The following is a 12,416-nucleotide window of genomic DNA, read 5'->3' on the forward strand; positions in this document are numbered from 1 at the left end:
TAAGACTTCAACGCTAACCTATGTTAGGAAATGCTTTTGCGAAGCCGACTCAGACTTTCCGGGTGGATACCCAGGTATTTGGCAATTTTATGAACCGGAACGAGATTGATTAACTGAGGTCTGGTCGATAAAAGATCATTGTAACGTTCCTGCGCTGATTTCGTCAGAAAGTCTTTTTCCCGGTTAGTATTGTTGACAAAAATGGACTCAGTTGCTAGGCGACCTAACTGATTGGCAACCAGCGACGTTTTGTAGGCATTCTGTAGTTCGTCATACGTTATTACGTCAACTTCGGAATCAATCAAAGCACTAACCTGCGTATCGGACGGTTGCTGCGTCAGAAATGACGTATATGAATTGAAAAAACTACCGGGTAGAAAAAAATCGACAATACGCTCCTCTACGTCTTTTTGCACGGTTATTTCAATCAAGCCACTGACCAGAAAATAAGCATTACGTTCAATCAGACCGTATGAAGAAATGATATCTCCTTTTTTAAACGTTTTTCGGTATACCTTAAAAGGAAGCTCCCGATTGTCTTTAAAATCTGTTTTTACGGTAGCATTTATATACTCGATAAGGGTCATCTTTTTAAAAGAAATGCGTGAATTATCCGGATTGTATACATCATTTTTAATAGCAAGAACAGATTTTTTACACATCTGAGCAAGAGGAGTATACGTTGGTATGAATACAGAAAGACGTATTGCTGCCCGATTGGAAATATATGTCCTTATAAGGCGGTAAAGTATATTTTCGCTAAGGAATCCAACCAAACAGTTTCCAGCGTAGGTAGTTCAGTACTGTGAAAAGTCTGCTTACTTTGAGAATTAGTGACGCATCAATTTGTATGAGTAATACCTATCCACTATGAATGGCGACCAAAAATCAGTAAATCTGGAAGAAGTAGCCGCCAATGAACGTTTGAAGTTTTGCCTTCAGGCTAGTGGGATAGGTATCTGGGATTTAAATCCAATTGATCAGCTTGTTTACTGGGACGAGCGTTGTCGGGAACTCTACGGGTTTGCTAAAGACGACGAAGTTTCGTACGACGAGGTGTTACGTTATATGCACCCCGACGACCGCCCACGGGTGCATGAGGCTGTGCAATGGGCACTTAACCCTGAATCAGGTGGCCAGTATGACTGCTGGTTTCGGACAATTGGCGTCAATGATGGTAAGGTGCGCTGGCTGCATTGTCTGGGTAAAGCGTTTTTCAATGAAGATAACATTGCTTATCGCTTTACTGGTACGGCCCAGCCTATAAATTTCGCTAATTGGCAATCAACAGAAAGCAGCCCGCAACGGTCGCTAATTGAAAGCGAAGAACGTTTTCGAACCATTGTTGAGAAGGCTCCAGTGGCGGTAGCGTTGTTTAGCGGTCCTGAATTTGTCGTCACGCTGGCCAATGACCGGGTGCTTGAATTCTGGGGCCGGAAGCGCGAGCAGGTCATGAACAAACCCCTGTTCGAGGCTCTTCCCGAAGCCAGGGGACAAGGCTATGAGGAGCTACTGATGAATGTTTACGTAACAGGTGAACGACTTGTGGCTAACGAACGATCGATCACGCTGGAACGTAATGGGCGGCTGGAAACGGCCTACATCGATTTTGTCTACGAACCCTATTATAGCACGGGCAACAGCATTATTGGTGTTACGGTGGTTTGCATCGAAATTACCGAGCAGGTAAAGCAGCGCCAGGCGATAGAGGCCAGCGAAGCCCGTTTCCGCAGCCTGATTCAGGAAGCTCCCGTTGCTACGTGTCTGTTTGTCGGGCGCGATTTAGTTGTTGAAGTAGCCAATGAAGTGATGATTGGCTACTGGGGCAAAGACTGGTCCGTAATTGGCAAACCGATAATCGAAGCGGTTCCCGAGCTGAAAGGACAACCTTTTCTGGATATTCTAGACCGGGTATATACAACAGGAGAAGCCTACACCGCCCAGCATATGCGGGCTGATTTAGAGGTCGATGGCGCGCTGAGAACGTTTTACTTCAACTTTACGTACAAACCGTTACGTAACTCGGCTGGCGAGGTTTATGCCATCATGGATATGGCTGTCGACGTAACGGAACAGGTGCTGGCCATACAAAAAGTAGAAGCGAGCGAAGCAAAATTGCGGTCTATTTTCTCAACGGCTCCGGCGGCAATGGGACTGTTTGTGGGGCGTGATTTGCTCATAGAGATGCCCAATCAGGCGTTTGTCGATATCGTTGGAAAAGGTCCCGATATTACGGGTAAACCCCTGCGCGACGTAATGCCTGAGCTTGAAAATCAGCCGTTTCTGCACATTCTGGATGATGTGTATACGTCGGGTAAAATGTTCCAGAGTTTTGGCTCCCAGGTCAACATCATGAAAGACGGTGTGATGACCCATAGCTTCTACAACATCACTTTTTCGCCGGTTTTGAATGAACTGGGGGAAGTGTATGCAATTCTTGATATTTCTATCGACGTAACGGATGCCGTGAAAGACCGGCAACGTGCCGAAGAGGCCGAACTGGCGTTACGTGGTGCTATTGAACTGGCCGAACTGGTTACCTGGAGTATACACATTCCCACGGGTCAATTAAGCTTTTCGGAGCGGTTTATGGATTGGCTGGGGCTCTCTGAACAATCGGCACCTGTTGAAGAAGCCTTTAGGGCAATGCCTGATGAATACCGGCAGTCGTCGGCCAACTTACTTGCTGCGGCTATCGAACCGGGTTCATCGGGTATATATGAAAACGAGCACCCCATTGTTAACCACAAAACGGGCCAGGTACGTATCATTCACGCGCAGGGGCAAGTATTTTATGATGACGCGGGTATGCCCGAATTTCTGAGCGGAACGGCGCAGGACGTTACTGAGCAACGGCGTGTACAGCAGGAACTTGAACTTCAGGTTCAACAACGCACTGAAGAGCTGGCCTCAACCAATGAAGAACTGGCAACCGCTAACGAAGAACTAGCCACCACAAACGATGAGCTGGCGCATTCAGTTCAGGATTTACAACGTTCCAATCAGAATCTGGAACAATTTGCGTATATCGCCAGCCATGATTTGCAGGAACCGCTACGTAAAATCCAGTCGTTTGGCGATATTCTGATAAATCAGTACGGCACCCAGATCGGCGAAGGAAGTCAGTACCTGGATCGAATGCAAAAAGCGGCTGGCCGAATGTCGACACTCATTCGCGATCTCCTTACGTTTTCGCGCATTTCGACCCGGCAGGATAGTACCCGACGCATATCGTTGAACGATGTCGTTAAATCGGTCCTTACTGATCTGGAACTTTCTATTCAGGAATCGGGCGTTACGTTACAAGTTGAGTCTTTACCCGACGTTTTGGGCGACCGCTCGCAGTTGGGCCAGCTTTTCCAGAATCTGCTGAGTAATGCGCTCAAATTCCGCCGGAACGATGTCAAGCCAACCATTGTGATACGTTCCCAGCAGGTGAAAATGGCCGATTTGCCGAATTCTGTCCGACCCGCCAGGCAGGTACCTATTTATAACCGTATCGACGTAGCAGATAATGGAATAGGCTTCGATGAGAAATACGTAGAGCGCATTTTTCAGGTTTTTCAACGGCTGCACAACCGGAGCGAATTTGCCGGTACAGGCATCGGTCTGGCCATATGCGATAAGGTTGTAGCCAATCACGGCGGGGCCATTACCGCTACCAGCAAACCCGGGCAGGGCGCTACATTTATCATGTATTTTCCGGCTATATAGAAGCTTGAGCCGAGCTAAAATCTGGCTCAGATACGTACCACGTACCAGCCCGATAACCCCGTTTATTTGACCAAACCAGCCTGTTATTAGTTTGGTCTGTTAACCCCTGATTGACCTTTCTACTTTTGTGACGTTCTCGAAATTTCCTTCCTGAAACCGTCATGAAATCAATGAATGCTGCCATAGGTGATACGTACCAGTTACTGCCCGACCAGGCATGGCCTAGGCTCATATGGCTTATGATTAGTTGGGCCATATGCCATTGGTCGCGGATAAACGCCTTCTTATACACCTGCAACTTTTAACCGGGGCATCCATGCAACTCAATCTTAAACCGTATTACGGGTTGGCGATTGGTACCGTGCTGGTGTTTATTCTGCTTGGCATTATCGGTAACGTATTGATTCCAAATGGCGTAGATAGTCCAGCCTGGCGAAAGACAGGGCCATACGTCGTTTTTGGTTTGTTTCTGCTTCTGGTAATGGCCCTGGTTCCGATCGTTCTACAGAATTATCTGGCCGCGCAACAAAAAATCGGAAATGGTAACCTGCCAATGGTGCAGTTCTTGGATCGCCAGAGTCGCCTGGTTGTGTTCGGGTTTTGGATCATACTAGGATTGGGCGTAGCAACAGCACTTCCATACATGATAAAAGACGGATTCTTTACCCCAGCCGAACCAGCCTTGGCTTCCGATGCAATGAGCGGCCTTCCCGACGAATTATATCCGGTACGTGTTGGCGAAAAATGGGGCTACATCAACAACAAAGCCCAGCTTGTTATCCGGCCTCAGTTCGACCGGGCCGATGATTTCAGCGAAGGTATGGCTGTGGTGACGATCGTAACTATCCATGGCGAAAGAACCGTCTGGAAAGAGGGCTATATTAACCAGTTGGGGAACGTAGTGATTCCCTGCCAATTCGATAAAGCACATCCGTTTTCGGAGAACATGGGACGTATCGAAGTCGATGGAAAAACAGGCTTTATTGACAGACTGGGTAGAATAGCAATAGCTCCCCATTTCGAAGAAGCCTCCGATTTTTCGGAGAGTCGGGCCGTTGCAAAAATGAACGGACGAAATGGATTTATTAATCCGTCTGGCGAGTGGGTCGTTGAACCCAAGTTTGAGCGGGCCTGCTGGGTATCCAGATTTTCTGAAGGATTAGCGGCCGTATACACAACCTTTAATAATGGGCCAGCGGGTTACGTCGACAAAACAGGCTCGTTCGCCTTCGATCCTACGTTTGAATACGTCGAATCGTTTTCGGAAGGACTGGCGCAGGTTCGGCCCAAAGGATCGTCGAAATATGGATACATAAACCGCAAAGGTGACTGGATAATTCCGGCTCAATACGAGCTGGGGATGCGTTTTTCGGAAGGCATAGCGGCAGTGAAACGTAGCGATGGAAAAGGCTGGCAATTAATCGACTCCTCCGGAAAAACGGTCAGTGGCGTTTTGCCGTACCTGTTTGTCGGCATGTTTAAAGATGGATTGGCGGGCGTTGAGAGTAAAGACCATCGCTGGGGGTTCATCGATAAAACCGGGCGCGAAGTAGTTCCGACGGAGTACGCTACCGTTACGTTATTTCACAATGGCCTGGCTCGTATGGAGAAAGGGCGGATGATGGGTGAATTAAAGATGGTATACCTGAACCGGGAAGGCAAAATAGTCTGGCAGGGGGAGTAGATGAGTTATAGAGTTGTAGGGTTACCGAGTTGTAAAGTTGACTGATGTGCTATGAACTTTACAACTCGGTAACCCTACAACTTTTTTACCGCAACGCAAACAAATCGTTCACGCCCAGCATCCGTTTGGTAATGAATCCTTCGCCGAATTCAGCGCCGATCATGTGGCCGTGTTCACGGGTGCGTGACTCCAGAAATTTCATAAACGGTTCCCCCGAAATATAACTTTGCGGTTCATTGCTGTCGGGGTTAAAAAACTGACTTTTATACGCTTTAATGGCATCCAGCTTCTGATCCCAGTAAGGTGTTACGTCGACCACGAAATCGGGTTTTAGTGACCGATCTTGGATAAAATGGTAGATGAAAAGAGGGCGATGCCCTTCCTGGGGCTGCCCGTCTTTATCGACTGTTTTGATTTGCCGAAGACCTGCGTAAAAGCAGGCCTGCACCACCAGTTCAGCCGCTCGGCCGTGATCGGGGTGGCGGTCGTCAACAGTGTTCGTCAGAATAATTTGGGGGCGATAATGCCGGATAATCGGGATGAGCGCCATCTGATGTTCTTCATCGTTACGGAAAAAGCCATCCCGGAACCCCATATTTTCGCGGGCCGACAATTGCATGATTCGGGCTCCTTCAGCGGCTTCCTGCGCCCGAATCTCAGGCGTACCGCGCGTGCCCAATTCACCACGGGTGAGGTCGACGCCCGCTACGGTTTTCCCCTGTGCTATGAGCGACAGAATAGTGCCGGCACAGGTCATTTCAATATCATCGGGGTGGGCGGCAATGGCCAGTACATCAACATGCATAGATGTGTAGTTACCAGAAAACAAATGCCTTGCTGGCAGGCAGTTAGTGAGAATGGTTTACTAATTGATAGCTTAACCGTTCTTGTCTATCGATTTGTTTCAACTTCTTCGAAAAAAGGGCCGGTTGCTATTTTTTGCGGCAAACCTATTATTTTGGCAACCCCAATCCTGACTCTACCTAACCTATGTCGTATAAGGCGCTTGCTCTTCAACTAACCTGTCAGACCGTTCATGCCTGCCGTACCCGTGAAGAGTCGGAAACGCAGATGCTCCAGACCATCGAACGTATTGAAGGGCAAATTGCAGCTTCCATTGGCTACTTGGGCCGCGAAACATTACTGATTGTAACCCCCGAACACTTTCTGAGCGGCCCACCAGCCACCGAAACCATCGACCAGTGGCGCGAAAAAGCGGCTCTTGAAATCGACGGTCGAGTGTATGAAGCCATGAGCGCCATGGTGCAGCGTCAGCAAATTTATTTTTCGGGAAATGTATACGAACAGGATTCATTTTTTCCGGAACTCTATTTCCAGACTAGTTTCATCATGGGCCCCAACGGCGACGTATTGCTGCGTTACCGGCGGCTAAATGCCATGTACATGCCCACTCCCCACGATGTCTGGGAGTTATATCTGGATGCGTACGGGTACGATTCGCTGTTTCCGGTCACGAAAACCAACATCGGCAACCTAGCTTGCCTGGCATCGGAAGAGATTCTGTATCCAGAAGTGGCTCGCTGTCTCGCTATGCGCGGGGCTGAGGTCTTGATTCACTCCACTTCTGACATGAGTAGTCCGCTCATGACTCCTCAAAAGATAGCCAAGCAGGCGCGCGCCATCGAAAACATGGCCTACGTAGTGTCGGCAAATTCGGGGGGTGTATCGGGTGGAGTCGTACCAATGGGAACGACGGACGGAGGTTCTAAAATCATCGATCCGAAAGGTTTAGTGCTAGCCGAAGCGGGCTACGGAGAGAGCCTGGCAGCTAATGCTGATATTGATTTAGCCGCGTTACGGGAGTTTCGGCAACGGCCCGCCATCACCAACTTACTAGCCCGCCAGCGATTCGAGCTTTACGCCGAGAGTTACGCCAAACACAGCAGCTACCCCCCCGATACGTTGCTGGGGCAACCCGCCGAACGTCAGCATTTCGTGCGTACTCAACAGGAGGTAATCAAGCGATTATACAGCTAAGAAATTTTGTCAGGCTGAGCCGGGCAGCCGGTGCCAGATGTAGAAAGACAAAATTGTTCTTTAACGTACCATCTGCGAGTCGTTGGTCGTCTTTCATAAACTTACCGTATTTTTGCGGCTGGTATGACATCAACGATTCGGGACATCGCTTATCTAGTTCGGCAGGGAAAGATCATCGCCCTCGCCGACGAAACTGGCTGGTCACTTGCCGCCGACCCTCTTCACGACGTAGCAGTTGAGCAACTCCTGACGGCAACGTCGGCGATGCCTGCTAACCTGCGACCAACGGTTTTAATTCACAATACTGACCAATTGAGTTTATACGTAGCGAAAATTCCTGATGTAGCCTATGACCTGGTTGAGTTTGCCGAAAATCCGTTGACGGTGGTTTATGACCAGGGAAAGAACGTATCACTACGTGTATGGCAACCCGCCGAATCGCTACCAACAGAGCCAGTATCGGCGGGTGAATTGGCCGTTCGTCGGGCTTTAAATGCTGACATACAGCGCCTTATCGGTAGTTTTGGGCGTGGCTTACTCACCGTGCCGTTCGAATCGCTGACGCTACCTCCTGTCACTGAACCCCTTGTTGCTGAACGGTTTGGTACGTTGCCGGGAATGCCGAAACGTCCGCGCATCATGCGACTGAAGGTAAATGGAGAAATTAATTTTATAAGAAAATAAGTAGTCAGCCGTCAGGTGTTCGCAAAGTAGACTGACGATTCTTGACTAACGACTATCGACATCTTTTTCATGAATTTTAAGGATACCATCCAAACAAATCCAATTTTTGAAACGATTGCTCAGCAGGCCGATGCGCTCGGTTTGCCCGCTTTCGTGATCGGCGGATTTGTGCGCGATTTGGTGATGGGGCGGCCTTCGAAGGATATCGACGTAGTGTGCATTGGCAGCGGAATTCAATTGGCCGAAGCTGTCGGGAAAGCACTTGGTACCAACGTAGCGGTGTTCCCGAATTTTGGGACGGCCATGTTGCGGGCGATGCAGGGCGATCAGGAATGGGAAGTTGAATTTGTGGGTGCCCGCAAGGAGTCATACCGGGCTGATTCGCGGAAACCAATTGTGGAAGATGGTACGCTCGAAGACGATCAGAATCGCCGGGATTTCAGCATCAACGCCATGGGTATCAGCTTAAACCGCAATCTGAAGCAACGTAACGGCGAAGTCGCCACCGCTTTCGGCGATCTGCTCGACCCATTCGATGGCCTGAAAGACATCAGGCGAAAAATAATTCGCACGCCCCTAAACCCCGACGTTACGTTCTCCGACGACCCGCTACGTATGATGCGGGCCATTCGGTTTGCCTCACAACTCGGCTTCGACATCGACCCTGATACGTTCGACGCCATCATCCGCATGAACGAACGTATCACCATCGTTTCGCGCGAACGAGTGACGGACGAACTGAATAAAATAGTCCTATCGCCGACGCCTTCGTATGGTTTCAAACTTCTGTATCACGCGGGTTTGCTGGACCGTATTTTTCCGGAATTGATTGCTCTAAAAGGCGTCGAAACCATTGAAGGGAAGGGCCATAAGGATAATTTTTACCATACGCTGCAGGTACTCGACAACGTAGCGAATCGAACGCAGAAGGAGAAAACAGGATCTGAAGATGAACTCTGGCTACGTTGGGCGGCTCTGCTGCACGATATCGCCAAACCCGCTACAAAACGTTTCGACGCTAAAGTGGGCTGGACGTTTCACGGACACGAAGATTTGGGAGCTCGTTGGGTTCCAGGTATTTTCCGAACGATGAAACTGCCACTAAATGAGCACATGCGCTACGTTCAGAAACTGGTACGTCTGCACTTGCGGCCCATTGCCCTAACCAAAGAAGAAATAACCGACTCTGCGCTACGTCGTTTACTGGTTGATGCCGGAGATGATCTGGAAGGACTAATGGCGCTTTGTCGGGCTGATATTACGTCGAAAAATTACGAGAAGGTGCAAAAACATCTCCGTAATTTTGATAAGGTAGAGCGAAAACTCCACGATCTGGAAGAACGCGACAAGCTTCGTAATTTCCAGCCGGTTATCACGGGCGAACTCATCATGGAAACATTCGGGGTGCCGCCTTCCCGCGTGGTGGGTGACATCAAAACTATCTTGCGAGAGGCCATTCTGGACGGTGTAGTTGCCAATACGTTAGAGGCCGCTTATCCGCTGCTGCTTGAGGAAGGTCGTAAACGCGGGTTACAGGCAGGGATAAAAAATAAATAATTGTTACGCACTGACTTCCACCGCCTACCATTTCATTTTACATTGACTTATGGACAATAACAATACAAATTTCCGGCGTTTTTTTGGGGCTGCGCTTACTATTTTAGGCGTAGTTGTGGTTTTGTTTGCCTTGGTTGCTTTCCTGTCAGATGGAAAACCGGTGCTGGGCATGAGTGTCTCGAAGTTTGAGTCAGCAGCCCCGTTCATCGTCGGAATGATTTTTCTGGTTACCGGCGTCAATTTGGTCCGCGAATCGTAGAGATGCAGGAACTATAAAGTCTGTCATGCTGCCTTCGTGTGCATGACAAAGACGCTTTTAAACGATCTTCCCATTCTTCCTTTATTTGGCCAGTTTTGCCGTCAGCAACCAGGCATACGGGTTAATCGGTTGGGGGAGGCCGTCAGGCTGGATTTGTAAGTACATCAAATGCAGGTGTGTTGGCGACCGGGCTTTGTAAGCATTGAAGCCCGTTCGGCCCATTTCGGCCAGTTTTTGCCCCGCTTCTACCCATTGCCCCGGCCTCACATCGACCTGACTGTTGTGAGCGTAATAAAACAACCCGTGCATGATAGGATCATACACCCAAATCCAGTTGCCGCCCCGATATTCGGAGCCGGGTTTCCAGGCGGTTTCAATGGCCAGCACCAAACCACTACTCATAGCTAAAATATCAACGGGCTGACCGCTTCGGTCGTCAATATTATCCTGATTTCGGTCGCTGATGAAAATATCCTGGGCTGGATGGCTGCCTCTTACGTTATAATCAAATAAATCGAACCCTTTTCCCTTAAAACCTTCGCCATGCGTTCCGCCAATGGCGCTGCTAGTATACCCACGAATAGGGAAATTGAAATAAAGTCCTGACCGTTGTAGACTATCGCGCTGGAGCGAATCCTGCGGGTAACTTTCTTCACTCCGAAACCGATTCTGCAAGCTATGCATGATGTGGCTGAACTGTTTCCTGGCCGAATCGGGCGTAACAGTCTGCTCGCGGATCTGGGTGTATAAAGTCTGAAAATGCTGGCAATACGTGTACAGCGAAGGCTCATCGTTATTGCTGATGACAACCTGAGACGAAGCCGCATTCAGGCCGCCAATCAACAATGCCCCAACCATTCCAGCTATTCGCATGAACGAAGTTATGTCAATCTTCACTACTCGTTTTTTAGTAAGCCGCCAAAAATACGGAAAGTAGTGAAATCGACACTAAGTCGGGACGTAACAAGGTGGGAAACGAATCAGCCCATACCTGAGGCATGGGCTGATTCGGATACGTAGTAGTTAAGAAAGAAGCCGCTAGACGGCGGAGAATTTCTCCTGAATATTCATGACCTGGCCGACTAATTTATTGTAAATCAGTGCGGGGGTTGCCAACTTTGGATGACCAGGATGCAACCGGTTCCAGAGTTTGTAAATGTCGTCAGTGAAATCGCCCCAGTTTCCGGCGTTGAGTTGTATACGCCCGACCGAAATGCATGGTTCGTGAATTTGAGTTGTGTGCCACCAGCGCGTTGGAAACAGAATGGTTTCGCCTTGGTTGACTGTTACGCGCAAGGGTGTAGCTTTTCTGAACAGTGGAAATTTCTCATAATCAGGTTGAAATGCGTTCACCTGCGAAATTTTGTCGTTGTCTTCGCGCGGGTACATGTAAGAGGCCTGATCGGGCGGATAAAGGAAAAATTCCTTCGAGCCGTACAATTGCGTAATCTGCGTGTGCAGAAACAAAGCATCTACGTGCAGAAACGGGAAGAAGCCGCCATTGCCCCCGAAAAAAAGCTCATATACGGTTGTCGCATTGAGCATAAACTTGGGTAACAAGGGATGATTGACCCGGTCTGACTTTCCGTACAGGATTTCGGGCTGTATATCGCTCAGCAATTCGGGGACGTACTGCCGCATGTCGATGTTGAACGGGTAAGGGGCCGGTTTTTCAGGCGTCGACGCCAACATCAGATCAACGTACTCAGACAAGGTGTAGGTAGTGCCTTTGATCTCCTTGGAAATATGACCGTAGTTCTTTTTGAAAAACTCGGGTGTGAGTTTGCCCATCGCTTTCCAGTCGCGCGTAGCATCGGTCAACACCACCGGAATGGCTGGTTCAACGTATTCGGCGAGCAATTCCTTCCGGGAAATATTCGTGCGCTTATCTATTTGAGTGATTTGCTTTGCGTTGGCTACTCCCGTTGTCGCTACCATGTCCGTCAAGTCAATTATTTTATGGGCCCGATAAATGGATTACTGTTATAAGTAAATAAATATGAAAACTTATAAACTAGTAAGAAATGGTATGCTTCGTTGAAAAGCATACTGTCTGAAATTCAGACACAGTTTTCGAAGTTGGGTCACTTAACGAGAGCTAAAGAAATTGAGAAAGGAGGGTGTTCTATGAAAAATACAGTACTGTAATGTGTTTTGGTCAATTTTGTGTCAGAAAAAATGTTTGATTAAACTGTATAAATTCAGAAAATAGATTTGGAAATAAATTTTATTGTGTCGTTATTCGCCCAAATTTAAACCAAACAATGCAAACAGGAACTGTAAAATTCTTTAATGAAACCAAAGGGTTTGGATTCATTAAACCCGATGAAGGTGGCGAAGACATTTTTGTACACGCTACTGGTCTCATCGACCAAATCCGTGAAAACGACAAAGTTAAATTTGAAGTTGAACGCGGTAAGAAAGGCCTAAACGCCGTTAATGTCGAAATAGCTTAATTGTAAGATATACAGACGACCGTTGTAAAAACATGCCCCACGGCATGTTTTTTTTTGCCCTGTC

The 12,416-nt window shown here is 48.4% G+C and carries 11 protein-coding genes; 7 read left to right on the plus strand and 4 right to left on the minus strand.

Going from position 1 to position 12,416, the window contains the following annotated elements:
* Positions 1–23: 23 nt before the first annotated feature.
* On the minus strand, positions 24–587 hold the full coding sequence (locus ACYVF1_RS27715) for a Crp/Fnr family transcriptional regulator (RefSeq protein ID WP_461085119.1): 564 nt from the start codon (positions 585–587) through the stop codon (positions 24–26).
* Positions 588–870: 283 nt separating this feature from the next.
* On the opposite strand from ACYVF1_RS27715, the gene ACYVF1_RS27720 reads away from it, so the two are divergent.
* The gene (locus ACYVF1_RS27720) at positions 871–3,714 is read left to right on the plus strand and encodes a PAS domain S-box protein (protein WP_461085121.1); all 2,844 of its coding nucleotides are present in this window, start codon (positions 871–873) and stop codon (positions 3,712–3,714) included.
* A gap of 316 nt (positions 3,715–4,030) precedes the next feature.
* Positions 4,031–5,398, plus strand: coding sequence for a WG repeat-containing protein (locus ACYVF1_RS27725; protein WP_461085123.1), 1,368 nt, complete (start codon positions 4,031–4,033; stop codon positions 5,396–5,398).
* An 85-nt stretch (positions 5,399–5,483) separates the two neighbouring features.
* Here ACYVF1_RS27725 and bshB1 read toward each other — a convergent pair whose 3' ends face one another.
* Positions 5,484–6,203, minus strand: coding sequence for a bacillithiol biosynthesis deacetylase BshB1 (bshB1, locus tag ACYVF1_RS27730; RefSeq protein ID WP_461085125.1), 720 nt, complete (start codon positions 6,201–6,203; stop codon positions 5,484–5,486).
* Between the two features lie 185 nt (positions 6,204–6,388).
* Between bshB1 and ACYVF1_RS27735 the strand changes: the two genes are divergently transcribed.
* The 4 genes from ACYVF1_RS27735 to ACYVF1_RS27750 all read left to right on the plus strand — a co-directional run bounded on the left by ACYVF1_RS27735 (position 6,389) and on the right by ACYVF1_RS27750 (position 9,896).
* A complete protein-coding gene (locus ACYVF1_RS27735; RefSeq protein ID WP_461085127.1) occupies positions 6,389–7,396 on the plus strand; it encodes a nitrilase-related carbon-nitrogen hydrolase in 1,008 nt (335 codons plus the stop codon).
* Between the two features lie 123 nt (positions 7,397–7,519).
* A complete protein-coding gene (locus ACYVF1_RS27740; protein WP_461085129.1) occupies positions 7,520–8,080 on the plus strand; it encodes an L-threonylcarbamoyladenylate synthase in 561 nt (186 codons plus the stop codon).
* Positions 8,081–8,149: 69 nt separating this feature from the next.
* On the plus strand, positions 8,150–9,637 hold the full coding sequence (locus tag ACYVF1_RS27745) for a CCA tRNA nucleotidyltransferase (RefSeq protein ID WP_461085131.1): 1,488 nt from the start codon (positions 8,150–8,152) through the stop codon (positions 9,635–9,637).
* Positions 9,638–9,686: 49 nt separating this feature from the next.
* On the plus strand, positions 9,687–9,896 hold the full coding sequence (locus ACYVF1_RS27750) for a hypothetical protein (RefSeq protein WP_461085133.1): 210 nt from the start codon (positions 9,687–9,689) through the stop codon (positions 9,894–9,896).
* Positions 9,897–9,977: 81 nt separating this feature from the next.
* Here the strand turns inward: ACYVF1_RS27750 and ACYVF1_RS27755 are convergent, their stop codons facing one another.
* On the minus strand, positions 9,978–10,769 hold the full coding sequence (locus ACYVF1_RS27755) for a M23 family metallopeptidase (RefSeq protein ID WP_461085135.1): 792 nt from the start codon (positions 10,767–10,769) through the stop codon (positions 9,978–9,980).
* Between the two features lie 165 nt (positions 10,770–10,934).
* Positions 10,935–11,834: a cupin-like domain-containing protein gene (locus ACYVF1_RS27760; RefSeq protein WP_461085137.1), complete on the minus strand. Its 900-nt coding sequence runs from the start codon at positions 11,832–11,834 to the stop codon at positions 10,935–10,937.
* Positions 11,835–12,160: 326 nt separating this feature from the next.
* Here ACYVF1_RS27760 and ACYVF1_RS27765 point away from each other — a divergent pair, with 326 nt between their 5' ends.
* Complete coding sequence (locus tag ACYVF1_RS27765) at positions 12,161–12,352, plus strand: cold-shock protein (RefSeq protein WP_190888703.1); 192 nt, start codon at positions 12,161–12,163, stop codon at positions 12,350–12,352.
* Positions 12,353–12,416: the final 64 nt, after the last annotated feature.

The sequence above is a fragment of the Spirosoma flavus genome, assembly GCF_054778555.1.

Bases quoted from the DNA above. Each gene is read 5' to 3' on its own strand.
- ACYVF1_RS27765 (WP_190888703.1), top strand. From the start codon at position 12,161: ATGCAAACAGGAACTGTAAAATTCTTTAATGAAACCAAAGGGTTTGGA.
- ACYVF1_RS27750 (WP_461085133.1), top strand. From the start codon at position 9,687: ATGGACAATAACAATACAAATTTCCGGCGTTTTTTTGGGGCTGCGCTT.
- ACYVF1_RS27715 (WP_461085119.1), bottom strand. From the start codon at position 587: ATGACCCTTATCGAGTATATAAATGCTACCGTAAAAACAGATTTTAAA.
- ACYVF1_RS27745 (WP_461085131.1), top strand. From the start codon at position 8,150: ATGAATTTTAAGGATACCATCCAAACAAATCCAATTTTTGAAACGATT.
- ACYVF1_RS27735 (WP_461085127.1), top strand. From the start codon at position 6,389: ATGTCGTATAAGGCGCTTGCTCTTCAACTAACCTGTCAGACCGTTCAT.
- ACYVF1_RS27725 (WP_461085123.1), top strand. From the start codon at position 4,031: ATGCAACTCAATCTTAAACCGTATTACGGGTTGGCGATTGGTACCGTG.
- ACYVF1_RS27740 (WP_461085129.1), top strand. From the start codon at position 7,520: ATGACATCAACGATTCGGGACATCGCTTATCTAGTTCGGCAGGGAAAG.
- bshB1 (WP_461085125.1), bottom strand. From the start codon at position 6,203: ATGCATGTTGATGTACTGGCCATTGCCGCCCACCCCGATGATATTGAA.
- ACYVF1_RS27755 (WP_461085135.1), bottom strand. From the start codon at position 10,769: ATGCGAATAGCTGGAATGGTTGGGGCATTGTTGATTGGCGGCCTGAAT.
- ACYVF1_RS27760 (WP_461085137.1), bottom strand. From the start codon at position 11,834: ATGGTAGCGACAACGGGAGTAGCCAACGCAAAGCAAATCACTCAAATA.
- ACYVF1_RS27720 (WP_461085121.1), top strand. From the start codon at position 871: ATGAATGGCGACCAAAAATCAGTAAATCTGGAAGAAGTAGCCGCCAAT.